The sequence below is a fragment of the Candidatus Palauibacter sp. genome, from assembly GCF_965222475.1.
Lineage (GTDB): Bacteria > Gemmatimonadota > Gemmatimonadetes > Palauibacterales > Palauibacteraceae > Palauibacter.
The window spans coordinates 222,799-247,738 of the sequence record NZ_CBDCUB010000002.1 but is presented as its reverse complement, the minus strand read 5'-3'; the positions used below and the strand labels follow the sequence as shown (position 1 = coordinate 247,738).

Here is a 24,940-nt window from a genome sequence, read left to right as displayed (position 1 = left end):
TCGTCCACTCCGCGTCGCCACTTTCACTCAGAGGGGTCATGGCAGGGATGAGGCCCCGCCGGCATACGAAGAGGCACCGGAACAAGGGAGGGTAAGCGATGACGAGTTCGGACTTCCCGCGCCGGAGCGCCGGCGTCGTAATCGCGTGTGCGGCGCTGGGGGCGTGCTCGATCTGGGTCGAGACGCCCGACGACCGGCGGGCGACACCCTCGGCGGCCGCGGCGGAACTGGACCTGGCGGAGTTCGAGATCGTCGATCTCACGCACGCCTTCGGTCCGGAGACGATCTACTGGCCAACGGACACGGCCGGGTTCCGGATCGACGAGTTGGCGTTCGGCGAGACCGAGGGCGGCTACTTCTATGCGGCCTACGCGTTCGCGACCGCCGAGCACGGGGGAACGCACATCGACGCGCCGATCCACTTCCACGAGGGCGGGGGAGACGTCGCTTCGATCCCGCTGGAGCGGCTGATGGGGCCCGCGGTCGTCATCGACATCACGGCGCAGGCCGCGGCCGACGCCGACTATCGGCTGACGGCGGCCGATGTCGAAGCGCACGAGGTGGAGCACGGGGAGATCCCGGTGGGCAGCCTCATCCTGCTCCGCACCGGGTGGAGCTCGCACTGGCCGGACGCGCTGGACTACCTCGGCGACGACACGCCGGGGGATGCGTCCAACCTCCATTTTCCCAGCTACGGCGAGGAGGCCGCGCGGCTTCTCGTCGAAGTCCGAGGCGCGGCGGTCCTCGGCATCGATGCGGCGTCTATCGACTACGGTCCCTCGACCGACTTCATCGTCCACCAGGTCGCGGCGGGCGCTGGCGTGCCCAGCCTCGAGAACCTGACGAATCTGGACAGGCTCCCCGCGAGCGGCGCGACCGTCATCGCCCTGCCGATGAAGATCTCGGGCGGATCGGGCGGGCCCCTGCGGGCGGTCGCCCTCGTTCCCCGCGCCGGAGGGGGCTGAACGGCCAGCTGCGGTCCCCTTTACGGCCGTTGGGAATCGCCCGACATTGCGCGAGATCCCGGGCTCGTCGCTCCGCCGCACGGGCGTCGCGCGGGGAGCCCGGTGAGGTGTCTCTGCCCAGAGGAGGGGTCTTGATCACCAGGAAGCGCCTGCCCGCGTTCGCCGTCCGCACCTTCGCCCTGTCGGCGGTGTCGGTCTCGCTCGTCCTCTCGCCGCTCGCCGCGCAGTCCGGCCGCATGGCCGCGCCATCCCGCGGCGGCATGGTCGTGAGCAGCCACTACCTCGCCTCGGAAGCGGGCCAGGAGATCCTCGAGCAGGGCGGGAACGCGGTCGACGCGGCCGTGGCCACCGCCTTCGCGCTGGCCGTGACCCTGCCCTCCGCCGGCAACGTCGGCGGTGGCGGCTTCCTCGTGTACCACGGGGCCGACGGTGAGGTCACGACCTTCAACTTCCGGGAGAAGGCGGCGCTCGCGGCGACCGAACGCATGTACCTGGACGAGACGGGCGAGGTCCGGGACAACTCGAACCGCATCGGGCTGCTCGCGATCGGCGTCCCCGGAACGGTGGCCGGGATGTGGAAGGCCCACCAGCGGCTGGGCCGTCTGCCCTGGTCGGACCTCCTGGAACCCGCCATCCGGCTGGCGGCCGAGGGGATGCCGTCCACGTGGGCGATGCGGAACTGGCTGCGCTCCCTGCCGGGCCGGGCCGGGCCGCTGTACGATGCGACGCGCGAGGTCTTCCTCAAGGACGGCGTCCGCATGTACGAGCCGGGGGAGACCTTCAGGCAGCCGGACCTGGCCGAGACGCTGAGCCGCATCCAGCGCGACGGGCATGACGGCTTCTACCGCGGCGAGACCGCGAAACTCCTGGCCGGCTTCATGGCGGAGCACGGCGGCCTCATCACGGAAGAGGACCTCGCCCGCTACGAAGCCGACGAACTGACCCCGATCCACGGGACGTACCGCGGCTACGATGTCTACTCGATGCCGCCGCCCAGCTCCGGCGGGACCGGACTCGTCGAGATGCTCAACATCCTGGAGGGATACGACCTCGCGGAGATCGGGCACAACTCGGCGCTCTACCTCCACCTCCTCACCGAGTCCATGCGGCGCTCGTACGCTGACAGGGCACTTTATCTGGGAGATCCCAAGTTCAATTCTGACATGCCGATCGATCGCCTGACGTCCAAGTCGTACGCCGGACAGCTGAGGTCGAGCATCGACATGGAGCGCGCGTCGCGCAGCGACTCGGCCGCCTTCAACACCGTCTTCGCGGCGGAGAGCGAGGAGACGACGCACTACTCGGTCGTCGATGCCGAGGGCAACGCGGTGGCCGTGACCTACACGCTCGAGTTCGGGTACGGCTCCAGCATCGTCGTCCCCGGCGCCGGCTTCCTCCTCAACAACGAACTCGGCGACTTCAACGCGATTCCGGGGCGCACGAATTCCCGCGGCACGATCGGCACGCCGCCCAACCTGGTGGCGCCGCAGAAGCAGCCGCTGTCGAGCATGACGCCGACGATCGTGGCGCGAGACGGGCGGCCGGTGCTGGCGATCGGGAGCCCCGGCGGCCGCACCATCATCAACACCACCCTCCAGGTCGTGCTCAACGTCGTGGATCACGGGATGACGGGGTCGCAGTTCGGGCGCGCGATCGAGTCGCCGCGCATCCACCACCAATGGCTTCCGGACGTGACCTCGCTGGAGGAGTGGGGTTTCTCGCCCGATACGAGGCGCCTGTACGAAGCGATGGGTCACGCGGTGAGGACCCGCGGCGGGCAGGGAAGCGCGATGGGGATCCACATCGACTGGGACACGGGACTGCGCTGGGGAGCCGCCGACAGCCGCGCCTTCGACGGCGGCGCGCGCGGAAACTAGCCGGCAGATGCAGGTGGACGCATCCGGCCTTTCCGGGGAAGGCGGCTATGAGCCCCCCTTTCGCGTCACCCCGGAGATCGTGCGCCATGTGGCCGACATCGGCGAAGCCATGGGCAGGATCGAGTCGGAAGGCGGCGATAACGTTCGCCCCGCGCTACGGCGCGCCAATCGTATCAGGACCGTACAGAGCACGGTCGAGATCGAAGGCAACACGCTAGGCGTCGAAGAAGTCGCCGCCGTACTTGACGGCAGGCACGTCCGGGCGCCGCCCCGCGACCTGCTCGAGGTCCGCAACGCGTTCGCGGCATATGAGGCGATGCCGGATTGGACGTCGCACTCGGTCGCGGACCTGCTGCGGGCGCATCGGACAATGATGGACGGACTCATCGAGGCGCCCGGCCGCTTTCGAACCGGCGGTGCCGTCGTCGCGGGCCCGGAGGGCGTGGTCCACATCGCGCCTCCGGCCTCCCGTGTGGAGTCCCTGATGTCGGCCCTGCTGGGTTGGCTTGAGGAGACGGACGAGCATCCGCTGATCGCCAGTTCCGTGTTTCACTTCGAGTTCGAGTTCATCCACCCCTTCGCCGATGGCAACGGGCGTATGGGCCGGCTCTGGCAGACGCTGATCCTCGCCCGTTGGAAACCCCTCTTCGCCGCGCTGCCGGTCGAGAGCATGATTCGAGACCACCGCGCTGGCTACTACGAGGCGCTGCGGGAGAGTGGCCGGGCGGGCGAGTCCACGGGTTTCGTGGAATATGCCTTGCGGATGATTCGCGAGGTCGTGTTGGAGCACGTACGAACCGAACAAGTAACCGAACAAGTGCGCCGCCTTCTTGCGGTCATGGATGACAGCGCACTGTCCGCGAGGGAACTGATGTCGCGTCTGCATCTGACGCATCGCCCGAATTTTCTCTACAACTACCTGCGGCCCGCGTTGCGTCACGGTTTCATCGCGATGACCCGGCCGGACGCGCCGCGGGCCCACAACCAGCGGTATCGCCTCACGCCGAGCGGGCGTCATCGGGCGGCGGCGCCGGGTTGAACTTCCGCCGGTAGTAACGGGTCCAGATGACGATGGCAGGAATGCCGATCACCGTCGGCAGAATCCATGGTACGACGGCGAGCGGTCCCGCGATCTCGTAGGCCCACAGGCGCGGCGCCCCGAAGACGGCGAACGCGGTGTGGAACGCGATGCCGCCACCCAGCATCGACCCCATGTGGCTGTAGAACCATCCCATGCGCTCCGACCCGGGGGCGCGCATGAGCCGCAGCATGCCCCTCCCCGTGAAGAGGCCGACCGGGCTCAGCCCCAGCAGGATCGGCGAGATGTCGGACCACACGCCCAGCGCGTACGCGATGACGGTGACGCTGCCGGCGATGGACGCCCAGCCGAGCGCTTCGTGAAACGGGGTCCGCAGCGTCTCCGGCGCCCGGCGCGTGGCCACGACGCGCAGCGCCTGGCGCACCATGGCGAACGTCGTCACCCCGAGGTAGCCGAGGAACAACGGGAAGCCGTAGAGGTCGGGACGCTCGGCCACGCCGATGCCCTGGCTCAGATAGGCGACGATACGTCCCGCCGAGGCGGTGACCGCCGACAGCGTCACGACGTAGGCGCAGTAGGTGTAGACCCGGCCCGCCCGCACGTGCGCCCGGCCGCCCTTGCGAGCGAACACCGGGATCCAGAACGCTACGAGACCGACGAACCCGGTGGCGACGTGCGCCCAGATGAGGACGCTGAACAGCAGGGTCATGATTCGGAGCCGCGCGGGGAGGCGAGCCGCCGGTCGATCGCCGCCAGCGTCTCGTCGCACCAGGTCACCTTCGATCCGATGGAGTGGATGCCCATCCGCAGGGTCGCGAACTGGTGGAACCCCGCGTCGCTGTAGCGCTCCGGCGCCTCGCCGTGCGCGGCGATGATCTCCCGTTCGACCGCCCGCAGTTGGGCGAGCCAGCCCGACAGGTGGTCGCGCAACGCCGTCATGAACGCGCGCGTCTGGCGAATGTCGCCGATCGCGTCCATGAAGTAGAGCTGGGCGAGGTACGCGAACCGCTCCGTGCCGACCGCCGGGTCGCCGCGCACCCAGTGCAGCAGCTCCGCCCGGCCCTCGTTCGTCAACGTGTACACCCGGCGGTTCGGCCCCTTCGGGGACGGCTCGAGCCGGCTCCTGAGCAGCCGTCGACGCTCGAGACGCTTGAGGGTCGGGTAAATCTGGCTGAGTTCGGCCGACCAGAAGTGCCCGACGCTCTCGCTGAACGCCGTCTTGAGGTCGTACCCGGTGGCCGGCTCGCGCAGCAGGCCGAGAAGGATGTGGTCGAGGCTCATGGGTCAGGCTCCGAAGCTATAGCAACTACGATATAGCTACTATATAAAACCTTCTATAGCCTGTCAAGACCGACCAAGGGGGGGACCGGAGGCGTCAGCGGGGGGCGCCCTCCCATCCGGGTCCCCGCACCACCTGCCCCGGGGTGGCGCCCGTGGGTTCTCCCTCCGACAGGACCTGCACCCCGTTCACGAACACGTCGCGGACGCCGGTCGCGAGCTGGTGCGGCTCCTCGAACGTGGCGTGATCGGCGATCGTCTCGGGATCGAACACCACGACATCGGCGAAATAGCCGGACGCGAGCCGGCCGCGCCCCTCGATGCGCAGGTTGGCGGCGGGCAGCGACGTCAGCTTCCGAACCGCTTCCTCCAGCGGGATGACGCCCTCGTCGCGCACGTACCGTCCCAGAAGGCGCGAGAAATTGCCGTACGCGCGCGGGTGGGTGCTGGATCGCACGAAGGGTTCCTCCGGGGCGAGGGATCCGGCGTCGGAGCCGAAGCTCACCCACGGGAGTGCGATCTGACGGCGGACGTTGTCCTCCGACATCATGAAGTAGACCGTGCCCACGCGGCTGTCGTCCCGCACGACGAGGTCCATGGCCGTCTCCTCGATCCCGGTGCCGCGGGAGGCGGCGACCTCGGCCAGCGTCCGGCCCGTCAGGTACTTCAGCGAGTCCTGCCGGAAGCCGACGAGCAGCGCGCGGTCGGGCGAACCGGCGGCGAGGAGCAGGTTCTCCCACTCGCCGGTGGGCGTGCGCATCTCTTCCGCGATCCGCCCCCGCGTGGCGGGATCGCGCAGCCGCTCGATCATCGCATCGTGGCCGCCCTCGTGGATCCAGGGCGGCATCGCGGCATCGAGCCCCGTCGATCCGGCCGTGTAGGTGTACATGTCCGCCGTGATCTCGAGCCCCTCGGCGCGCGCCGCCTCCACACGTTCGATGACCTGGTCGAGCTTGTCCCAGTTCTCGCTGCCCGCCGCCTTGAGGTGGTAGATCTCCGCCCGCACGCCGGCTTCGCGCGCGATCGTGAGGAGTTCGTCCACCGCTGCGAGGAGGCGGTTCCCCTCGCTCCTCATGTGTGAGATGTACCCGCCCCCGTACTCGCCGGCCGCGCTCGCGAGCGCGATGAGTTCGTCCGTGCCGGCGTAGAACGCGGGGGCGTAGATGAGCGACGAGCCAACGCCCAGGGCCCCCTCGCGCATCGCGTCCCGCACGAGGTCCTGCATGCGGCCCAGCTCCTCGACCGTCGGGGGCCGGTCCGCATGGCCGATCTCGTGTACGCGCACGGTCGTGGCCCCGATGTAGGAGGCCACGTTTGTCGCCACGCCGAGCTCGACGAGGTGGTCGAGGTATTCGCCGAGCGAGGTCCACGGCACCTCGAAGCGCACGTCCCCCTGCCGCTCGACCATGTCCCGCTTCATGTCGGGATTGAGCGGTCCCATGGACGAGCCCTCCCCGTATACCTCGAGCGTCACGCCCTGGCGGATGTCGCTCAGCGACCGGCCGTCGACGAGGAGCGACTCGGTCGCCCACGAGAGCATGTTGATGAAGCCCGGTGTCACGGCGTGGCCGGTGGCATCGATCGTCGCCGCCGCCGTGGCGCCCGCGAAGTCGCCGATCCCGGCGATCGTGTCGCCGGCGATCGCCACGTCCGCGATACGGGGCGGGCCGCCGGAGCCGTCGTAGACCGTGCCGCCGCGGATGAGGACGTCGTACTCGTTCGCGGGGACGGGGGCCGAGCAGGCCCACGCGGCGGCGAGCGCACCCGCGAGGGCCGTTCGCGTCATCCGGGTCGGGGCGGCGCTGCCGTGAATCCGTCGAGGCATGAATGCTTCTCCGGCGAGAGGGTAGGTGTGGCCAGGTGGATCTTACCGGCCCGGTGGGGCCGGTGCGACCGCGCGGTTACCTTGCCATGGGCAAACAGACCCGCCCGCCCGCGTCGACGGCGCGGGCGATGCACATTCCAGTCTTGGGAGGACGAAAAATGTCGAATTCTGTGAAGTCGCTGCGGCTCGGTACAATCGCCGCGGTCGCCGGGGTTTTCCTGGTCCTGATCCTCTTCGTGTTCGGCTTCAACCGGGTGGACCAGTACGAGGTCGCGGTCAAGCGGAACCCGGTCACCGGGGCGGTGGCGTCCCGCCCGTACACGCAGGGTCTGTATCATAGCGTGCTGCGGTCCTGGACCAACTATCCCCTGCGGGAGGTCCAGTATCCCGCCGGAGGACAGGCCGAGCGCCTGGACGCGCTGACCTCGGACCAGCTTCAGATCGCGGTCGATGCGGCCTACCGCTATCGCATCAACGCGGACAGCGCCGTCCATCTCTACCTGACCGTGGGGAACGAGAACGCCGTCTCCGCGTTCGTCTACAACACCTACCGCTCGGCCATCCGGGACGCGATCGCCGAGATCGAAGCCTCCGAAATCCTGTCCACGGAACGGACCGGGATCTCCGCCCGCATCGAGGCTCTGATGACGAGTCGCCTGAATCCGCGCGGGGTCGAGATCACCGACTTCTTCGTGCGCGAGGTCGCGCCGCCCGAGACGATCCGGCAGGCGATCGAATCCAAGCTGGCGCGCGAACAGCAGGTGCAGTCCGAGGAGTACCAGACCCAGGTCGTGGTCGAGCAGGCGAACCAGCAGCGCGCGGAGGCCGAGGGGATCCGCGACGCGCAGGACATCATCGCCCAGAGCCTCGCGGGCGTGTCGGGCGAGCGCTACCTGCACTGGCGCTACCTGGAGATGCTCGGGAAGATCGGTGAGGGGACGAACAACATGGTCATCGCGCCGACCGAAGGCGGGGTCCCCCTCTTCTTCGCTCCGAACCGCTGACCCCGGACGCCGGCGCGCCGGCCCGGGGCAACCGACGGCCGACCCGCGAGTGTCCCACCCGACGAAGTAGACGGAGCGGCCATCGAGCCGCGATCGTTCACTATCCGGTGCGAGGCGCGCCGGCGATCGGGGAGCACCCGGAGGGGGATACATGAATCAGGAATCGAGGAAGTCGCTCGCCGCAGCGCTCGGCGCGGCGCTGCTCGCGGGGCTCGGGGTCGGAGCCGCACCCGTCACGGCGCAGGAGGAGGGCGAGGACGACTGGCGCGGAAGAGTGTCGATATTGTCTTCCGGCAGCGGCGGATATCTGGGCGTCGAGATCCGCGATGTCGATGAGGAGCGCGCCTCGGACCTCGGCATGCCGCGGCCATACGGCGCCTTCGTCAGCGATGTCGCCGCCGAGGGACCCGCGGACGAGGCCGGCCTCAACGACGGGGACGTGATCGTGCGCTGGAACGCCGAGCGGCTTGAGAGCGTCGCCCAGTTGCAGCGGCTCGCGGGGGAGACGCCCCCGGGCCGCGAGGTGCAGCTCACGGTGCTCCGCGACGGAGCCGAACGCGAGCTGTCGGTCGAGCTCGGGTCGAAGCGCTCGGGGCTGAGCCAGGCCGTTCGGGGCGGCTTCGTCGTCAACCCGGCCACCTCGTCGCGAGGGCTCACATGGATCTCGCCGCCGAGCGTTCAGATTCAGCCCGGCCGTGGCGGTGCGAATATCCAGTTCTTCGGTCGCCCGCGACTCGGCGCGAACGTACAGACGCTGGGCGACCAGCTGGCGGACTACTTCGCCGTGGAGGGCGGCGCGCTCGTGACGTCGGTTTCCGAGGACTCGCCGGCCGCCGCGGCCGGCCTGCGGGCAGGGGATGTGATCGTCGGCATCGGCGACGAGGACGTCGACAGCCCGGGCGATCTTATGCGCACGCTCTCCGGCCTCGAAGCGGGCGAGGTGTCCGTCCGCATCGTTCGCGACGGGACGGAACACACGCTCACCGTGGAGTTGGAGGAGGTGGACCGGATCTTCCGGTGGCGCCGCGGAGACGACGACGGAGAGGTCGAGGTTCGAAGCTCCGGGCCGGCCTCGTTCCGTCGCATCGCCCTGCGCGTCTGACGGTCGAGTTCGCGAGCCGGCCGGCCGCACAGCGTCAGCCGGTCGGCTCGTCGAACAGGCCCAGTTGCGGTCCGGCCCGCGGCGGCCGGAAGTGCTCCGTCGAGAGATCGTAGTCGCGCGGCTCGATGCCGTGCTTCGCGCGCGCCAGGTCGAAGAGCCGCTGGACCTGCTGCGCGAATGGCCCGCGACCCCGCATCCGCTCTCCGAAAGTCGACGCGTAGAGGCTCCCGCCCCGCAGGTCCCGCATCCGGTTGAGCACCTTGTCGGCGCGATCCGGATAGTGCCGGCGGAGCCAGTCCTCGAAGAGCCCGGCGACCCCGTGCGGGAGCCGCAGCATGATGTAGATGGCCCGGCCCGCCCCCGCCCCGGCCGCCGCCTCGACGATGGCCGGAATCTCGTGATCCGTGAGCCCCGGTATCACGGGCGCCACGTTCACCCCCACGGGGATCCCCGCCTCGGCGAGTCTGGCGATCGCTTCGAGCCGACGCTCCGGGGTGGAGGCCCTCGGCTCCATCTTCCGCTGCAATGATCGATCCATCGTCGTCACGGAGAGCTGAACCTGCACCGCGTCGTAGCGCGCAAGTTCTCGCAGCAGATCGATGTCCCGCGTCACGCGGTGGTGCTTCGTCACGATCCCGACCGGGTTCCGCGCCTCGACCAGAACCTCGAGACAGCGGCGTGTGAGGCCCAGCCTCCGCTCCAGAGGCTGGTAGGGGTCCGTCACGCCGCTCAGCACGAGCACCTGCGGTTTCCACCGCGGTGAGGCGAGTTCCTGTCTCAACAGTTCGGGCGCCTCCGGCTTGACCAGTATCCGGCTCTCGAAGTCGAGCCCCGCCGAGAGGCCGAGGTACTCGTGCGTCGGCCGCGCATAGCAGTACGCGCAGCCCGTCTCGCAGCCCCGATACGGGTTGAGGCTCGCGTCGAATCCGAGGTCGGGACTGTCGTTCCGGGAGATGATGGACCGGGACCGATCCTCGAGGACCTCGGTCTTGGGATCCGTGTCCGAGGCCAGGGTCCAAGCCTCTCGTTCCACGGCAAGGGGGAGGAAGCGGTTCTTCGGGTTGTGCGCGCTTCCGCGCCCCCGGATCGATGGGCGCCGGTCCGTGACCGTAGGCGACATGGGCTCCCGAGCCTGTTTTCGGCGTTTATTCGGTTACGGGTTGCGCAATATGGGGGATGTTCGGCGGGGATTCAACTAGAAGCTGATGCCGAGTCGCAGCGTCAGGGTGTCGAGGCGGGGCTTCCCGTCGCCCCGGAGGACCGAGGACCCGACCGGGACCTCCGAACCCATGAGTGAGTTGATCCCGAACCCGTAGCGCACCTCGGGCCACAGACGGAGGCCCAGGTCGAGTTCCAGGCCGGCGCCGAATTCCGCACGGATGGGACGCGCCGTGAACAGGTCATCGACCCCCGCGAGGGTGCTCGACGGGAAGGTGAAGACGGGTCCCGCCAGCAGGTAGGGGCTGACCGACGGGAGCGGGATTCGAATCCGCACGTCGACGGGGATCTCGAGGAGGTCGATGTCGAACCGGACCTGCTCCTCGCCCGCCGTCGCGACGAGGCTCGGGACGCGGTGATACACGAGGGCGGGCCGCAGCGCGAAGGAGGCGAGATTGACGTTGAGGAAGATCCCGATGTGAAAGCCATCGTTGAGATCGGTGAAGTCGAAGCCGCCGGCAGGCAGGAAATCGCCGAGGGCGTCGCGGTTGTAACCCGCCAGGACACCGACCTGCGCGTGAGCGGTGGACGGAACGACGCAGGCCAGGCTCAGCACCACCCACCCCCACCGAGATCGAGCGCTCCTCTTTATCCGCGTCACCACGTTCCCCTCCCAACATCGGATTCGGCCCTCGAAGAACGTACGCACGACGGCTTTGGACGGGAAAGTACGCAACCGGCGTCGGTGCGACGCGCGCACGCGTTCGATATGATGACCCGTCACCTTCACTTCCAGGGTCAGGGTACCATGATTCGACGCACCGCATTTGCGCGCCGTTCCGTTTTCCCGCTTCTCCTCTTCGTCGCCGCGGCGTGCGCGACCGACGCCGGGGAGAGCCCCGAAGCGGCGGGCGCCGACGTCTCCCCGCTGCCCGAGGGGGTCGCCGAACTCGTCCTCACCAACGGAAAGATCGCCACGCTCGACGGCCGGGAAGCGGTGGTGAGTGCCCTCGCGGCCAGAGACGGACGGATCGCCGCGCTCGGCGCCGACGACGAGGTCGCTGACTGGGTTGGCGAGGGCACTCGGGTGATCGACCTCGGGGGGCGACTCGCGATTCCGGGCTTCATCGAGGGGCATGGCCACTTCATGGGCCTTGGGAATGCGCAGATGATCCTCGATCTCACGACCGCGGACACCTGGGACGACATCGTCGCCATGGTGGCCGAGGTGGCGGCGGACGCCGAGCCCGGGGTCTGGATCAGCGGCCGGGGGTGGCATCAGGAGAAGTGGAGCCGCCCGCCCGATCCGATGGTCGAGGGGCAGCCGGTGCACGAAGGCTTGAGCGCGGTGAGTCCGGGCAATCCGGTGATCCTGACCCACGCGAGCGGCCACGCCTCCTTCGTGAACGGGAAGGCGCTGGCACTGGCCGGGATCGACGCCGACACGCCCAACCCGCCCGGGGGCGAGATCGTCCACGACGCGGCGGGGCGTCCGACCGGCGTCCTGCGCGAGACGGCGCAGGGTCTGGCTCGGCGGGTCTTCAACGAGGAGGGGGCGGCGCGCTCGGAGGCCGAGCGTGAGGCCCGGGCGCGCGAACAGGTGCGCCTCGCCAACGAGGACCTGCTCCGCAAGGGGATCACGAGCTTCCAGGACGCCGGATCGGGCTTCGGGACGGTGGATCTGCTCAGGACGCTCGCCGATGAGGGCGCGCTGCCGGTCCGGATGTACGTGATGCTGCGGGGCGGGGCAGAGGCGCTCGCGGGGCGGCTCGCCGAGTACCGCATGATCGGCTACGCGGACAACCGGCTCACGGTGCGGTCGATCAAGCAGGTCGTGGACGGGGCGCTAGGCTCGCACGGCGCGTGGCTCCTCCAGCCCTACGCGGACATGCCGTCATCGACCGGCCTCGCCACGACGACGCCCGAAGAGATCGAGCGCGTCGCGCGGCTGGCGATCGAGCGCGGATACCAGGTCAACACGCACGCGATCGGGGACCGCGGCAACCGCGAGGTGCTCGACCTGTACGAGCGCACCTTCGCCGATCACCCGGACCGCAGCGACCTGCGTTGGCGGATCGAGCACGCGCAGCACATCGACCCGGCGGACATCCCGCGCTTCGCCGGGCTGGGCGTGATCGCCTCCATGCAGGGGATCCACGCCTGCTCCGACGGACCCTGGGTCATGCTGCGGCTGGGCGAGGGCCGGGCGCGGTCGGGCGCCTACGTGTGGCAGGACCTGATGCGAGCCGGGGCGATCGTCACCAACGGCACGGATGTGCCCGTGGAGGACGCCGACCCGCTGGCGAGCTTCCACTGCACGGTCACGCGCCTCATCGAGGGCGGGTCGACGTTCTTCGATGGCCAGGCGATGACGCGCGAGGAGGCGCTCAAGTCGTACACGTGGGCGAACGCCTACGCCGCCTTCGAGGAGGACTTCAAGGGAACGCTGGAAGTCGGGAAGCTGGCCGACATCACCGTCCTGTCACGGGACATCCTGACGATCCCCGCCGACGAGATCCTCCAGACCGAGGTCGACCACACCATCATCGACGGGCGCGTGGAGTACAGCCGGGAGAACTGACCGGGCCGTCGGCTCACCGGCCCCGCGAGCCTGCCACTTTGTGGGGCCGCTCGTGCACGGCGCCGTGTTCGACCTGGCTGCGGATGACCCAGTCGTAGTCGGCCGCGAACAGCGGCTCGCGCGGATTCGCCGCGGGCCAGCCCTCGAGCGGGATGAAGGCCCCGGCGACCGTCGCCATGCCCCCGTCCTCGATCACCGAGTCGAACGGGTTCCGGTACTCGGCCGTGATGCGGTAGGTGTTCCCCGGGACGACGAGCGCCCCGACGCCGCGGCCCTGGTGCATGAGCATGGGGATGTCGACGATCCGTCCGCCCCCATCGACTCTCGGCCGTACGTCATACAGGACTTCGCCGGTGGTCAGGTTCCGGAACGTGAGCCGGGTCGCATGCGCGTGCAGGTGTCCGCCCATCCCGATGATCAGCCCGCGGATCGCCGGGCTGGCGTCCCAGGACTTCGTCGAGCGTCCGGGCGGAAGGTCCCACGCCTTCGTCGCGGAGACCTCGGGGTACATGGCGTCTACGTGGAACGGCGTCACGGGATACAGGGGCAGCGCCTCGTTCCGCTCGTACTCGAGCGTCAGATGGACGGTGACGCCCTCGTAGGCCTCCTCCGTCGGGTTGTGCAGCATGGTCAGCGCGAGGAAGGTCGCGCCCCCCCGCACGGGGAGACCGAACAGCCAGCCCGGCATGCGTACCGGCGGCGTCTCATGGCTCGCGGCGAGCACCCTCAGCATGATCGGCAGGAAGAGTTCGCGCCGTCCGGGCTCGAGGAGGTTCATGTGGTGCAGGACGACGCGCGGTACGGGCTCTCCGTCCGCGTCGAGGATATGGGTCCGGTAGCCGCGGATCGTCATGTCGAAGGGGAAGACGCCTTCCTGCACGGGAAGCTGTTCCATGTGGTGCGAGGAATGCGCGGGCAGATCGATCGGCCCCAACACGATGGCGAGTTCCTTGCGCCCCGGATCGTTGACGACGCGGATGCTCTTCGTCGACGTGGTCGGCTTCGGATCCTCCGTCGTCATGGCGTGGCCGGCGTGCGCCTCCTGGGCTACGGCTGGCGCCAGTCCGGGCAGGTTGACCGCGGCGAGGATCCCGACGACGGCGACCGGAGATCGGTGGCGGCGGGACCCCATATGGCTCAACGCTGGCTCAACGCTGGCTCAACGCGTGTCGGACGCTTCCAGATCCTCCAGCAGATCGAGCAGCTTCTCGAGCCACTTCTTGACCTTGTCCCGGTCGACGCCGGCGTCCAGTTGCACCGAGAGCTGCGGGCCGGAGCGTTCCGCCTCCGTGGCCGCGGCGCGTCCGCGCAGCACCCTGTGCAACTCCGCGTGCGGTGCTCTCGTGACGTCCAGCTCGATGGTCCCGGCGTCCGGCCGGAAGATCCCGGCGTCCAGCCAGATGGTCTCGCCGCCGAGGCCGACGTGGAGGCGCACATCCTCCCCGGAGTCCAGAGTCTGCGTCTGGTCGGCCCACAGCCGCTCACGGCGCTCCAGGGTCCGTGCCAACCGCGCGTTCGACCTGATCGAGATTCGCCCGTTCGGCGCGCGCAGGATCCGCTGCGCCCCGAGCCTCTGTTGAAGTCCTTCCAGAAGCCTCTCCAGGACATCGCGGGGCGAGTGCGCCCGGGCGTGCCCGAGCCGGTCGACGAACGCGCCCGCGGAGTGCTCGATCGCGCCATGCACGGCTCCGGCGGCGTCCGCTGCTCGCCGGACCTGCGCCGCGGCGAGGCGTGGCGGAGCCGCGAGCGCGCCCGGCGGATCGAGGACTTCGAGGACGTCCGCCACCAGTCCCATCGAGGCGCTGCTGATGCGGGCCGGTCCGGCCAGGTCGGTGAGGTGGGAGACGGCAGCCCAGGCATAGAGGAAGACGGCCCAGACAGCGAACGCGGCGACGGCTTGTCGGATCAGCTTCACGTCGAATACTCCGCGGGAGAAAAGTCGGCGACCCGGTGAATCTACGAATCCGCGCCGTAGCGGGTTTCGCCCTTCAATGTGACAGAACCCCGCCGCAAAGGGTTGTGTTCCCTCACGGGGCCGGCTCCGGGCCGCGGGCCGCGCGAAGACGGCTACGGATCGGGGTCTTCCTCGCGCCTGAACAGCACCGTACCCCTCACGCTGACGGGCCGTTGTTCGTCGTCGGTCAGCCGGACGCGCAGCGTCGTGATCTGGATCCGGACCGTGACGCCCGCCTGGGTGAAATCAAGGTGCAGTGAGTCGGGCGGCAGTTCGACGCGTCCGGGCGCGGTCGGGATGCCCGACCGTGACGCCCGGGCGATCAGCCCTGCGAAGGAGGCGGTCGCCAACTCCGTCTCGCCGAGACGGATCCTCGCGCCGAGGCTGTCCGCCGTGGCGTCGAACGCCAGCGTATCCCCATCGAGCATGCGTCGGCCGGTGAGGAGGTTCACGTCGAAGAGCGCACGATCGAAACCGGACAGGGGGACGGCGGCGTCCCGGCCCCCGGGGGGCGAGATCCCGGTGAAACCGCGGGGGTCCGGCAGCAACCCCTCCCCGGGCGCGAGGCCGAAATGGTCGGCGATGAGCGTGGCGCGGCGCCCGGCTTCGGCCCACGAAGAGGGCGCGGTCCCGTCCCCGATCGTGTCGACCGTGGCCACGCCACCCTCGAACCAGCCGTCGATGCCGGCCGTCCCGTGCCAGCCCGCCAGATAGGCCAGGATGTCGTTGATCTGCCGCCAGTCTGCGGCGGGAACCTCGACGGGGATCTCGGCCGCCGCCGGCGAGACCCTTCCCTCCCGCAGCACCCCGTGCGCGGTCAGCAGGCCATCGAGTCGTCCGACCTGGCTGCGCTCCGCGACATCGTACGCGGACCAGGGGCCGACGAAGGTGAGGAGGCCGAGCACGGCCAGACTGAGCGGAATCCCCTTGATCTCGCGCGACCGCGACACCGCGTAGAAGAGGGCGGTGGCGCCCAGCCAGACCGCGAGGACGAAGAGCAGGTAGCGGCGCTCGGTGATGCCGTACTGGCCGATCCGCTGCGTGATGGCGAGCAGCAACATGGCGACCGACGGGAGGAGCGCGATCCAGAAGATCCGGGCGTACCTGTCGATCCAGGCGTGGCCCTCGCGGCCGCGCCGGGGGTGGACGAGGAGGAGCGAGAAGATGCCGAGCGCCGCGAGCGCCGAAACGAGATAGCCGATCCAGCCGCTCGGCCACGTCGTCGTGATCACCACGCGTCCGAGGTAGGCCGTGAGGATGACCAGGTACAGGGAGACGAGCGGAAGCAGCACATACTGCGCGAAGACGCGAAGCCCCGGCGGATAGTCGTCTCGCCGCTCCAGCGGCTCGAGGTCACGCGGTACGCCCGCGAGAAAGAACCAGGTCTGAAAGACGAAGCCGAGGAAAAAGAGCAGTCGCGGATAGTTGAGATCGTCTATGTCGATCCCGAACAGATTGTCGATGCCGGCCATGGCGAGCGCCAGCCCGCCGAACAGGACGTAGGTGTAGATGCCGCCGAGACAGAATCGGAAGAAGAGGGTTCGATTGAACTGCCAGAAGCCGTTCGGCTCGCGGACCCCGAGATAGGCGACGAAGGCGACCATGAGGTGCAGCGTGGCGCTGAAGTGGAAGTAGCGCATCGCCGTGATCGGCTCACTCCAGTTCGGCCAGCGCCAATAGAACAGGAGGAGCACGGCGAGGCCCAGCGCGCGGAGCGCCCAGTGTTGTACGGCTGCGAGCCCCCGGCGCTCGGCGAACAGCGTCAGGCCCGTGAGCAGGGGCAGTCCGAGGCTGGCCGCCGCGACGGGTCGCAGGGCTTCGAACGTGTCCGCCTCCACGGCCTTCATGGCGGCGATGGCGGCGACGAACCCGCAGAGGAGGACGACCGGGAACCGCTGCGCGGTGGCCCATGCCGCCGAGGCGAGGCGCTGGATCGAGGGCAGCTTCATACGCGGGCCCTCACGTTCACGAGGCGCTCGGCCGCCTGTTCGAGGACATCTTCCGTCTTGCAGAACGCGAAGCGCACCAGCTTCCGCCCGTCCGCCGGGTCGTGGAAAAAGCTGGATCCGGGGACCGGCGCGACCCCGATCTCACGCGTGAGCCAGAAGGAAAACTCGTCGTCCGGCAGATCCGAGAGATCCGAGAAGTCCGCCAGCACGTAGTACGCGCCCTCCGGCTCCCGGCAGCGGAACCCCGCCTCCACCAGCGCGGGGTAGAAGAGGTCCCGCTTCGCGCCGTAGAAGTCGGACAACCCCCCGTAATACGAGGCGGGGAGCATCTCGAGTCCGGCGGCGACCCCCTCCTGCAGCGGCGCGGGGGCGCCCACCGTGAGGAAGTCGTGGACCTTCCGGATGGCGTCGGACAGCTCCGGGTGCGCGATGATCGTCCCGATCCGCCACCCCGTGATGGCGAAGGTCTTCGACGCGGCGCCGATGGTGATCGTCCGATCCCGCATCCCCGGCAGCGTGGCCATGGGGATGTGCTCCGCGCCGTCGTAGAGGATGTGCTCGTACACCTCGTCCGTGATTGCGTAGGCGTCGAACTCCTGGCACAGGACCCCGATCTTCTCCAGCTCCTCGCGCGTGAAGACCCGGCCCGTCGGATTGTTCGGAGTGTTGACGATGATCGCGCGGGTCCGGTCGCTGAACGCGGCCCGCAGGACGTTGAAGTCGATACGCCAGTCGCTGGTCAGCCGCACGAAGACGGGGGTCGCGTCGCAGAGCGTGGTGTCGGGGCCGTAGTTCTCGTAGAAGGGCTCGAACACGATGACCTCTTCGCCGGGATCGACCACGGCCAGCAGCACGGACATCATCGCCTCGGTCGCCCCGCAGGTCACCGTGAGGTGCTTCTCCGGATCGACGTCGAGACCGTACCACTCGCCGTAGGCGGCGGCGAGCGCGTCGCGATACCGCTTCGCGCCCCACGTGATCGCGTACTGGTTCACGTCGTCGTAGATCGCGCGCGCCGCTCCGATCTTGAGCGTGTCCGGCGACTCGAAGTCGGGGAAGCCCTGCGAGAGATTGATCGCGCCGTGCTCGTTCGAGATCCGGGTCATCATGCGGATGACGGACTCGGTGAAGCCGTGCGTCCGCCGAGCGGTATGTATGTTCATGAACTCCGTTCTTCCTCTTCTTCTTCTGCTTCCGGGTTGGCGGAATCTTCCCCGGGGTCTTCCGTCCGCGTGGCGGAGGCCGGGCGGTCCGGCCGTCGGAACCCGGCGCCTTCGAGCCGGGGCTCCACGAGTTCCCCATGATCGCGCAGCCAGCCGAACCAGACCACATCTCCCGACTTGAGAACGGTGTTCGTGGACACCGGCTGCTCGCGCCTTCCGCGCCGGTGGACGAGCGCGAGGGCGGGGAACTGGCGGTCGGCCAGCGCGTCCAGCTGCGTGACGCGCAGCCCCGGGGTGCCTTCGAAGATGAGCGGTTCGATCACGACGCGGTCACGCCGAAAGTGGTGCGCCCAGCGCTCGTAGTCGATGCCCGACCCGAACAGCACGGCGGCTTCGCTCTCGTCCACCTGCTCCGGGCCCACACCCGGGGTCAGCGGATCTATGGCGACCAGGCGGGCGACGCTCGGGGCGGCCTCTCCCACGCGTTTCGCGATCAGCAGGTTCACGCCTTCGTTCGGGGTGAGGGCGACGACGGCGCGCCGCGATTCGACCCCGGCCCTCACGAGGGTCCGCGGTTCGTTCGCGTTGCCGAGTACGATCCGGAACCCCTCACCCTCCGCGACGCCCGCCTCGGTCGGGTTGGTGTCGACGAGGACGATCGGAGCGTCGCCTGTTCGCGCCGCCCGCAGCGTACGCGCGAGGGCGCGTCCCACCGGATTGGCCCCTACCACGACGAACCCGTAGTTGGACGGCTTCCGCACCCGCAGGAGTCCGGCCATGAGCCCGCCCGTCCCCCCGAGTACGACTACGGTGACGGCGATGACGAGGAACACCATCGCGCGGAGCTGATCCCCCTGTGCCTCCATCCCCATGTGCGCGAGTTCCGCCGCAAACAGGGACGACACGGCGAAGGCGACGATGCCGCGCGGTGCGAGCCAGGCGAGGAAGGCCTGTTCGTTGCGCTCGAGTCCCGCTCCCCGCGTGCAGGCCAGGACGCAGAGCGGGCGGACGAGCACGACGAGCACGATGACGGTCACGATGCCCCCGGCGCCCAGCGCCCACACGTCGGCCAGGTCCACGGCGGCCGACAGCAGCACGAAGAGGAGGCCGACGAGCAGGTAGGTGAGTTGCTCCTTGAACTCGACGAGTTCGCGCGCGTGCCGCGGACCCATGTTGCCGACCACGAGCCCCGCGATCGCGACCGTCATGATGCCGCTTTCGGGCAGGAGGGCATGCGAGGCCTGGTAGAGGGCCAGAACCATCGCGAGGGTGAAGATGTTCCGCAGGTCGGACGGGACCGCCCGGCGCAGCCTCAGCAGACCGCCGATCGCGACCCCTCCCGCGACCCCGATCACGAGCCCGAGCCCGAGCCGTCTGGGCAGGCCGAGGACGCCCGCCCCCACCTCGCCCGCGGTCGAGGCCAGCGCCACCTCGAAGGCGACCACCGCGAGAATGGCCCCGACCGGGTCGATGAGAACGCCTTCGGCTTCGAGGATCGTGCGCAGCTTGTTCCGGAGGCGGATCCGCCGCGTGAGCGGGTTGATCACCGTGGGGCCCGTGACGGAGACCAGCGCGCCGAACAGCAGCGCGACCTGGAGACTCCAGCCCAGAGCGAGCATGGCCGTGACCGTCGCCCCGGCGATCGTGATCAGCGCCCCGAGCGTGATCAGACGGCGGATGACGAGCGCTTCGCGCCGCAGCCGGCCGATGTTGAGCTGAAGCGCGCCCTCGAACAGGATCACGGCCACCGCGAGCCCAACGATGGGGTTGAGGCCTTCGCCCAGCGTCTCGGGCCGCACGAGGTTCGCGAACTCGGGCCCCAGCAGGATGCCGGTCGCGAGCAGGAAGAGGATGCCGGGCACCCGGACGTGTCGAGCCACGGATTGCACGACCACGCCCGCGGCGAGCGCGAGCGCGAACGTGAGTGCGGGATCCTGGAGATTCACGGTATGGGGGCCGCGGCTCCGCGGGTGGGCATCAGGTCCCTTCCACCGGCTCCCGCTCGATGGCGAGGAGGAAGTTCGTGAACCCCTCGTCGTAGTCGGAGAGGCCGTTCTGGCCCGTGAACTTCATCCGGGCATCATAGGCGTTCTTCATGATCGGCCCCACGACGCCGGCCAGCCCGCCCTCGTTCGGGTGACGCAGCTCGAAGGCCGCTCGCAACTCCTCACGCAGACCCGCGTCGACGAGCATCTCGTTGTACGCGGCGGCGTCCCGGTCGGCGAGCACCCATAGCTGGCGGTCGAGCCGCTCGCAGAACGCGGATTGCTCGAGCACGGGTTCGCCGGAATCCGCCAGCGCGAGGTAGCCGAGGATCTGCGCCTCGACTTCCTTGAGGTACCCCTTCCGGTGACAGAACTCGTGCGCGATCACGTGCGGTTCGAACACCCCCGTGCTCCGGAAGATGGCGACGTCGCCGGTCAACGGGTCCGCCGCCCCGAGGGCGAAGGGGAACACGATCTGCGCGAGCATGAAATCCCGAACCTGCGCGCTCGTCTCGAGCCGTTGCCCCGTGAGTTCGGCCAGGAAATCGGTCAGCCGGAGGTCGACCTGCTCGGCCAGTTCCTTCCGGGGGGTCCGCATCGGGAGGTAGTTGTCGTTCAGGCGGGCCACGAGACGTTCGACATCCCCCAGGCGATCCTTCTCGGAGGCCGGGGGCGGACGAAGCGGGTCGAACCCGAACGCCTCCTCGAAGTCCACCCGCCGGGCGTCCGCGCGGATCGCCCAGTCGATGGCCGCGCTCCCCGCGTACACGCCGAGCGCCGCCACCTGGAGGGCCCGGCCGGCCGGGCTCGCGCCGAAGAGAATCCTCGCCGCGAGGGGGGCCGCCAGAAGCAAATCCGAAGGCGCGATCGGGAGGTACGTCGCTATGTTGGGGATCCGGAGTCTGTCCATGGGTCCTCGTCCGCGAGTAGTGCACGAAAGTCCGGAATCCGGGGACGCGTGGCAACCGTATGGGGCGAAAGGGCGTCCGTGGGGCATACGCGCGCCGACGCCCGCGCGCTCGCGAGTCCGGACAGAGAGGGAGGGGAGCATGCGTCGAAGCAGGTCGGGGTCGTTGCGAGTCGTGCCGGGGGTCGCGCTGGCGATCGCTCTCGGCGCCGTCCCGCTCGCGGGGCAGGAGATCAAGGTCGGGGGACAGGTCAGCTTCGGGGACGACGCGGACTTCGGACTCGGCCCGCGCGCGCAGGCGGCCGTCCCCTGGGTCGCCCCGGGGGTGTGGGTCGCCGCTTCCTTCGACTACTTCTTTCCCGATTCGGGTCTGGGGGACCCCGGAGGCGACTACGACTACCGGGAACTCAACGTGAACGTGCTCGGGGACCTCTCGATCGCCCGCGCGACGAACCTCGTCCCGTACATCGGCGGTGGCGCGAACTTTGCCTGGCAGGAGGTCCCGTCCGGGTCCGATGAGGGATCCGATGACGGCTCCGACGAGGGCGAGGGAAGCTCCGAAAGCCTCTTCGGCCTCAACCTCGTCGCCGGGTTCCGCTTTCCGCTCGTCGGATTCACCCCCTTCGTCGAACTGAGGTACGAACTGCAGGGGGGTGGACAACTCCTCATCGCCGGCGGGATCCTGCTGCCCTAGCAGCTTGGCCGCGCGAGCCGCCCGCGCCGGAGGGCGCTGCGGGGGCGGTCAGAATCGTATGCCGCCGCCGAAATTGAAGGCCCACCTGGAGGTCTCGGAGCCTGAAATGCCGCCCCCGAACCGGTATCCGACGTTGACGTTCGTCACCTGCGCGAACGAGGACAGCGGTGAACCCCCGAAAATCGTGACCCCCACGTTGCCCCCCAGCCTCGTGTCCTGATCCGGATACCAGGCGCCGCCGTAATCGACGAACGCGCCCACGCCGATCCCGGTGATATTGGCGAAATTGTCGACGAGATAGGAGCGGTGCTCGAGCGTCGCCTGGAGCGTCCGGGTCCCCACGAAGGCGTGCGGTCCCCACAGGCGGGGGAGGATCTGGAAGCCGATGTCGTGCTCGGACCCCGGGCGGGGAGACTCCTGGACCCCTCCGATGGCGCGGAGGAAGGTCGTGTTCCGGTCGGTCGCGCGCACGGCCGCCGTGCCGCTGCCGTACACGTAGCCGGAGTCGAGGCCCGCGGCGTTGAACAGACCGCCGCCGTCGAGGCGACCCTTCAGGATCGCCGAGCCGGCCCGCCTGCCGGATGAGAGGAGGAGGCGCGCGCCCACCCCCGTGGACGCGTACCCGAATTCCTCATGCGCGAGCTTCAGGGAGAAGAACACGTAGTCGCTCAGATTCTGATCCTCTTCGGCGAAGCCGTTGAAGCGCTCCACGCGTTCGAACCGCGCGCGCTGCCACTCCACGAATGCGCCGACCAGGCCGTAGACCGAATCCGGAACCGTCGCGTATAGGCTGTCGACATCCACTTGGGGATTCTCCAGCCGCATGTGCTCCTCGTGGCGGACCTCCAGAGTGGCCCCCACGCGCAGGAACCCTCGCGCGCTGGCGATCGGGGCAAGCGTGCCCGTGAAGCGGTTGATCAGCGCCCGCCGCCGCCAGTCGATCGTCCGGAGCGAGTCCGGGTGATCTCGTCGGTACTGCGGGATCCGTCCCCGGAAACTCCGCCCCTCGTAGTAGAACGCGGACCGATCCGAGAACGAGCGGAAGGGGTTCGAGACAATCCACGAAACGACGTCGCGGTCCGACAGGTTCTGCCACGTTCCGCTGGCCCACAGCCGGGTCGACCCCACCCGGTTGGACGTGAGCCGCAGGTCCATCCCGTCGCGGTCCGTCTCCCGCACGTACCACACCCGCATCGCGTTGCCGGTGCCCGCGAGGTTGGTCTCCGTGACGCCGAAAGTACCCGTGATCGTGCCGTCCGATGCGAACCGGCCCGTGAACCGGGGCTGCAGGCTCCAAGCTTCGCGGGAGCGCACGTCGAGCGCCAGTTGGCCGTCGACCCGAGCCGTGTCTACGCGGACCCGGTGAAAGAGGCCGAGGCGGCGGAGGTTGCGCTCGCTCTCGGCGGCCAGCAGGGAGTCGTACGGCATCCCCGCCCCGAGGAGGAGTTCACGGCGGATCACCCAGGCGTGTGTCATCGCATGCAACCCGTTCCCCAGGCGGTAAATGAAGTTTTCGTCCGCCTGTTCGGGGAGGAACACGTCCCGCCGGGTGATGATGACGGTGTCGATGATCGCGCCCGCGCCCGTCCCCTGGGCAGGGGGGGATGCCTGCGCGCGCGCCTCGGGCGCAGTGGAAAGGCCCATCAGGAGCAAGATGCGAGCGACGTTCGCGCCCCGGAGCGGGGCGGGGTGAATGCCCCTCACCGGGGGGCCTCCGACCGGATCATGGGGCCGGAAGGTACGGTGGTCCCGCGGTCACGGCCACCGTACATCGTCGCGTCTCCTGACCCCGGGTTCGTCGCTGAAACGGGCGGCGATCTCGCCGAGTGTCAGCCCCTCGATGGGGTGCCGGAACCCCGGCGCCACATCGGCCAGCGGCAGCGCCAGGTATGCGCGCGTGAGGATCTCGGGATCCGGCAGCCGCAGGTCGTGTCGGTCGACGATGAGCCCCTCCACCGCCGCGATGTCGATGTCGATCGTGCGGGGCGCGTTCGGGTCGGAGGTCCTCCGGCGTCCCAGCCGCCGCTCCAGCGGGCGGATCACGTCGAACTTCAGTGCGCTCGGGCTGCGCCCGGTCGTGAGACGCAGGGCCGCGTTGAGGAAGCGGGGCGTTCCCGGGCTCCCCACCGGATCGGCTTCGTAGATGGCCGAGAGCGCCTCGATGCCGAGCACTTCGTCGAGCGCATCGAGGGCCGCGAGGATGTGTCGCTCCGGCTCGATGTTGGATCCCAGCGCCAGGAGGACGGTGCGCCGCACGGCTTCCGGCTCGCGGGCGGCCGCGGAGCGGTCCGTCTTCACGCGTAGTCCGCCGCCGAACGTTCGACTTCAATCCCGACCGATCGCGCGTAGCGCAGGGCACCGGGCTTCTCGACGCGGACCTTCGCGCGTTCGGCGCCGAAGTCCACGATCGCGATCCGCGCGAGCTGGTGCGCGAGGGCTTCCACCAGATACGGCTCGGCCTCCTCGATGTGTGCGATTATGCGCTTCGTGAGCGTCCGGTAGTTGAGCACGTGCCCGACATCGTCCGACTCGCCGGCGGTCCGGGCATCCACGGCCAGAGCCATGTTGATCACGATGTCCTGTTTCTTCTCGCGTTCCCACTCGTTGACCCCGATGATCCCTCTGACGAGGAGATCGCGGATGATGATGGTGTCGCGCGCCGCCATCAGCCTCTTCCTCCCGGCAGCAGGTGCTCGCCGCCATCCACATGGATCGTCGCTCCCGTCACGTAGTCGTTCGCGGCCAGGAACACGGCCGCCTGGGCCACATGCGCCGGCTCCCCCGTGCGCGCGAGGGGAACGCGGCGACCCTTCCGCGCCCATTCCGCGTCCTCCGCCGTCTCGCCGGGGGGCGGGAGGATCGGGCCGGGTACGATGGCATTTACGCGTACGTCCGGTCCGAGTTCCCGCGCGGCGGTCTTCGTCAGGTGCAGGAGGCCCGCCTTGCTCACCCCGTGCGGCGTGAACCCCTTCCAGGCGGCGACGCCCGCCATGTCCGACATGTTGATTATGACGCCGGGCGCCCAAGGTTCCCCGAGGCTGCCGCGCCGGTCCACGACGGCCCCCATGCGGGCGGCAGCCCGCTGCGTCATGAGGAAGGGCGCGCGCAGGTTGAGTGCCTGAACGGCATCCCACTCGGCGATGGTTACTTCGTCTAACGGAATGCGCTCGAAGCTGGCCGCCGAGTTCACCAGAATGTCGAGGCGGTCGAAGCGCGCGTCGAACGTCTCGAACACACCATCGAGCTGCGCCGGGTCGGTGAGGTCGGCAGCGGCGGTCGCCGCCCGGCGGCCCACGGCTCGTACGTCGTCGGCGGTGCGCTCGGCGGCCTCCAGCGAGGCGCGGTAATGGATGAAGACATCGCACCCCGCCTCGGCCAGGCCGAGCGCGAGCGCGCGCCCCAGTCGGAGGCCCCCTCCGGTCACGAGCGCGACCGTCCCTTCAAGCTTCACTTCGTTTT

Annotated in this window: 22 protein-coding genes; 7 read left to right on the top strand and 15 right to left on the bottom strand. The window is 69.3% G+C overall.

Annotation, left to right across the window (positions count from 1 at the left end):
* Nucleotides 1–98: 98 nt before the first annotated feature.
* The 3 genes from ACOQPP_RS06370 (at nucleotide 99) to ACOQPP_RS06360 (ending at nucleotide 3,881) form a co-directional block, all read left to right on the top strand.
* Nucleotides 99–965, top strand: coding sequence for a cyclase family protein (locus tag ACOQPP_RS06370; RefSeq protein WP_419165184.1), 867 nt, complete (start codon nucleotides 99–101; stop codon nucleotides 963–965).
* Between the two features lie 131 nt (nucleotides 966–1,096).
* Nucleotides 1,097–2,842 carry a gamma-glutamyltransferase gene (gene ggt / locus ACOQPP_RS06365; protein WP_420636062.1) on the top strand — a complete coding sequence of 582 codons (1,746 nt, stop codon included), beginning with the start codon at nucleotides 1,097–1,099 and terminating at the stop codon, nucleotides 2,840–2,842.
* A 7-nt stretch (nucleotides 2,843–2,849) separates the two neighbouring features.
* A complete protein-coding gene (locus ACOQPP_RS06360; protein WP_419165186.1) occupies nucleotides 2,850–3,881 on the top strand; it encodes a Fic family protein in 1,032 nt (343 codons plus the stop codon).
* Here the strand turns inward: ACOQPP_RS06360 and ACOQPP_RS06355 are convergent.
* The 3 genes from ACOQPP_RS06355 to ACOQPP_RS06345 form a co-directional block, all read right to left on the bottom strand.
* Nucleotides 3,841–4,590: a hypothetical protein gene (locus ACOQPP_RS06355; RefSeq protein ID WP_419165187.1), complete on the bottom strand. Its 750-nt coding sequence runs from the start codon at nucleotides 4,588–4,590 to the stop codon at nucleotides 3,841–3,843. The two genes, ACOQPP_RS06360 and ACOQPP_RS06355, sit on opposite strands and share 41 nt — an antisense overlap.
* Nucleotides 4,587–5,162, bottom strand: a complete 576-nt coding sequence (locus ACOQPP_RS06350) for a PadR family transcriptional regulator (RefSeq protein WP_419165188.1) — start codon at nucleotides 5,160–5,162, stop codon at nucleotides 4,587–4,589. Before ACOQPP_RS06350 ends, ACOQPP_RS06355 begins: the two co-directional genes overlap by 4 nt.
* A gap of 94 nt (nucleotides 5,163–5,256) precedes the next feature.
* On the bottom strand, nucleotides 5,257–6,945 hold the full coding sequence (locus tag ACOQPP_RS06345; protein ID WP_419165248.1) for an N-acyl-D-amino-acid deacylase family protein: 1,689 nt from the start codon (nucleotides 6,943–6,945) through the stop codon (nucleotides 5,257–5,259).
* Nucleotides 6,946–7,142: 197 nt separating this feature from the next.
* On the opposite strand from ACOQPP_RS06345, the gene ACOQPP_RS06340 reads away from it, so the two are divergent.
* Complete coding sequence (locus ACOQPP_RS06340) at nucleotides 7,143–7,988, top strand: prohibitin family protein (protein ID WP_419165189.1); 846 nt, start codon at nucleotides 7,143–7,145, stop codon at nucleotides 7,986–7,988.
* Between the two features lie 151 nt (nucleotides 7,989–8,139).
* On the top strand, nucleotides 8,140–9,090 hold the full coding sequence (locus ACOQPP_RS06335) for a PDZ domain-containing protein (protein ID WP_420636061.1): 951 nt from the start codon (nucleotides 8,140–8,142) through the stop codon (nucleotides 9,088–9,090).
* 34 nt (nucleotides 9,091–9,124) lie between these two features.
* Here ACOQPP_RS06335 and ACOQPP_RS06330 read toward each other — a convergent pair whose 3' ends face one another.
* A complete protein-coding gene (locus tag ACOQPP_RS06330; protein WP_420636060.1) occupies nucleotides 9,125–10,210 on the bottom strand; it encodes a PA0069 family radical SAM protein in 1,086 nt (361 codons plus the stop codon).
* Between the two features lie 75 nt (nucleotides 10,211–10,285).
* Nucleotides 10,286–10,909 (bottom strand): outer membrane beta-barrel protein, encoded by a 624-nt coding sequence (locus tag ACOQPP_RS06325; protein WP_419165192.1) that lies wholly within the window; start codon nucleotides 10,907–10,909, stop codon nucleotides 10,286–10,288.
* Nucleotides 10,910–11,056: 147 nt separating this feature from the next.
* Between ACOQPP_RS06325 and ACOQPP_RS06320 the strand changes: the two genes are divergently transcribed.
* Nucleotides 11,057–12,829, top strand: coding sequence for an amidohydrolase (locus tag ACOQPP_RS06320; RefSeq protein ID WP_419165193.1), 1,773 nt, complete (start codon nucleotides 11,057–11,059; stop codon nucleotides 12,827–12,829).
* A gap of 13 nt (nucleotides 12,830–12,842) precedes the next feature.
* Here ACOQPP_RS06320 and ACOQPP_RS06315 read toward each other — a convergent pair whose 3' ends face one another.
* The 6 genes from ACOQPP_RS06315 to ACOQPP_RS06290 all read right to left on the bottom strand — a co-directional run bounded on the left by ACOQPP_RS06315 (nucleotide 12,843) and on the right by ACOQPP_RS06290 (nucleotide 20,790).
* Nucleotides 12,843–13,970 carry a hypothetical protein gene (locus ACOQPP_RS06315; protein ID WP_420636059.1) on the bottom strand — a complete coding sequence of 376 codons (1,128 nt, stop codon included), beginning with the start codon at nucleotides 13,968–13,970 and terminating at the stop codon, nucleotides 12,843–12,845.
* A gap of 18 nt (nucleotides 13,971–13,988) precedes the next feature.
* Nucleotides 13,989–14,744: a hypothetical protein gene (locus ACOQPP_RS06310; RefSeq protein WP_420636058.1), complete on the bottom strand. Its 756-nt coding sequence runs from the start codon at nucleotides 14,742–14,744 to the stop codon at nucleotides 13,989–13,991.
* 152 nt (nucleotides 14,745–14,896) lie between these two features.
* Nucleotides 14,897–16,732 carry a DUF4153 domain-containing protein gene (locus ACOQPP_RS06305; protein WP_420636057.1) on the bottom strand — a complete coding sequence of 612 codons (1,836 nt, stop codon included), beginning with the start codon at nucleotides 16,730–16,732 and terminating at the stop codon, nucleotides 14,897–14,899.
* Nucleotides 16,729–17,895, bottom strand: coding sequence for a pyridoxal phosphate-dependent aminotransferase (locus tag ACOQPP_RS06300; protein ID WP_419165197.1), 1,167 nt, complete (start codon nucleotides 17,893–17,895; stop codon nucleotides 16,729–16,731). Before ACOQPP_RS06300 ends, ACOQPP_RS06305 begins: the two co-directional genes overlap by 4 nt.
* Nucleotides 17,892–19,841, bottom strand: coding sequence for a cation:proton antiporter (locus ACOQPP_RS06295; protein ID WP_420636056.1), 1,950 nt, complete (start codon nucleotides 19,839–19,841; stop codon nucleotides 17,892–17,894). The genes ACOQPP_RS06300 and ACOQPP_RS06295 overlap by 4 nt, the downstream gene beginning before the upstream one ends.
* 31 nt (nucleotides 19,842–19,872) lie before the next feature.
* The gene (locus ACOQPP_RS06290; RefSeq protein ID WP_419165199.1) at nucleotides 19,873–20,790 is read right to left on the bottom strand and encodes a DUF3810 family protein; all 918 of its coding nucleotides are present in this window, start codon (nucleotides 20,788–20,790) and stop codon (nucleotides 19,873–19,875) included.
* A gap of 139 nt (nucleotides 20,791–20,929) precedes the next feature.
* On the opposite strand from ACOQPP_RS06290, the gene ACOQPP_RS06285 reads away from it, so the two are divergent.
* Nucleotides 20,930–21,481 (top strand): hypothetical protein, encoded by a 552-nt coding sequence (locus ACOQPP_RS06285; protein WP_420636055.1) that lies wholly within the window; start codon nucleotides 20,930–20,932, stop codon nucleotides 21,479–21,481.
* Between the two features lie 48 nt (nucleotides 21,482–21,529).
* On the opposite strand, the gene ACOQPP_RS06280 is transcribed toward ACOQPP_RS06285, so the two are convergent.
* The 4 genes from ACOQPP_RS06280 to ACOQPP_RS06265 are packed head-to-tail and all read right to left on the bottom strand — an operon-like array spanning nucleotide 21,530 to nucleotide 24,932.
* On the bottom strand, nucleotides 21,530–23,185 hold the full coding sequence (locus tag ACOQPP_RS06280; RefSeq protein ID WP_419165201.1) for a hypothetical protein: 1,656 nt from the start codon (nucleotides 23,183–23,185) through the stop codon (nucleotides 21,530–21,532).
* Between the two features lie 51 nt (nucleotides 23,186–23,236).
* Nucleotides 23,237–23,779, bottom strand: coding sequence for a 2-amino-4-hydroxy-6-hydroxymethyldihydropteridine diphosphokinase (folK, locus tag ACOQPP_RS06275; RefSeq protein WP_419165202.1), 543 nt, complete (start codon nucleotides 23,777–23,779; stop codon nucleotides 23,237–23,239).
* A complete protein-coding gene (gene folB, locus ACOQPP_RS06270; protein WP_419165203.1) occupies nucleotides 23,776–24,147 on the bottom strand; it encodes a dihydroneopterin aldolase in 372 nt (123 codons plus the stop codon). The genes folK and folB overlap by 4 nt, the downstream gene beginning before the upstream one ends.
* Nucleotides 24,147–24,932: an SDR family NAD(P)-dependent oxidoreductase gene (locus tag ACOQPP_RS06265; protein ID WP_419165204.1), complete on the bottom strand. Its 786-nt coding sequence runs from the start codon at nucleotides 24,930–24,932 to the stop codon at nucleotides 24,147–24,149. The genes folB and ACOQPP_RS06265 overlap by 1 nt, the downstream gene beginning before the upstream one ends.
* Between the last annotated feature and the right edge of the window lie 8 nt (nucleotides 24,933–24,940).

Bases quoted from the DNA above. Each gene is read 5' to 3' on its own strand.
- ACOQPP_RS06370 (WP_419165184.1), top strand. From the start codon at position 99: ATGACGAGTTCGGACTTCCCGCGCCGGAGCGCCGGCGTCGTAATCGCG.
- ACOQPP_RS06360 (WP_419165186.1), top strand. From the start codon at position 2,850: ATGCAGGTGGACGCATCCGGCCTTTCCGGGGAAGGCGGCTATGAGCCC.
- ACOQPP_RS06355 (WP_419165187.1), bottom strand. From the start codon at position 4,590: ATGACCCTGCTGTTCAGCGTCCTCATCTGGGCGCACGTCGCCACCGGG.
- ACOQPP_RS06350 (WP_419165188.1), bottom strand. From the start codon at position 5,162: ATGAGCCTCGACCACATCCTTCTCGGCCTGCTGCGCGAGCCGGCCACC.
- ACOQPP_RS06345 (WP_419165248.1), bottom strand. From the start codon at position 6,945: ATGACGCGAACGGCCCTCGCGGGTGCGCTCGCCGCCGCGTGGGCCTGC.
- ACOQPP_RS06340 (WP_419165189.1), top strand. From the start codon at position 7,143: ATGTCGAATTCTGTGAAGTCGCTGCGGCTCGGTACAATCGCCGCGGTC.
- ACOQPP_RS06335 (WP_420636061.1), top strand. From the start codon at position 8,140: ATGAATCAGGAATCGAGGAAGTCGCTCGCCGCAGCGCTCGGCGCGGCG.
- ACOQPP_RS06330 (WP_420636060.1), bottom strand. From the start codon at position 10,210: ATGTCGCCTACGGTCACGGACCGGCGCCCATCGATCCGGGGGCGCGGA.
- ACOQPP_RS06320 (WP_419165193.1), top strand. From the start codon at position 11,057: ATGATTCGACGCACCGCATTTGCGCGCCGTTCCGTTTTCCCGCTTCTC.
- ACOQPP_RS06305 (WP_420636057.1), bottom strand. From the start codon at position 16,732: ATGAAGCTGCCCTCGATCCAGCGCCTCGCCTCGGCGGCATGGGCCACC.
- ACOQPP_RS06300 (WP_419165197.1), bottom strand. From the start codon at position 17,895: ATGAACATACATACCGCTCGGCGGACGCACGGCTTCACCGAGTCCGTC.
- ACOQPP_RS06290 (WP_419165199.1), bottom strand. From the start codon at position 20,790: ATGGACAGACTCCGGATCCCCAACATAGCGACGTACCTCCCGATCGCG.
- ACOQPP_RS06285 (WP_420636055.1), top strand. From the start codon at position 20,930: ATGCGTCGAAGCAGGTCGGGGTCGTTGCGAGTCGTGCCGGGGGTCGCG.
- folB (WP_419165203.1), bottom strand. From the start codon at position 24,147: ATGGCGGCGCGCGACACCATCATCATCCGCGATCTCCTCGTCAGAGGG.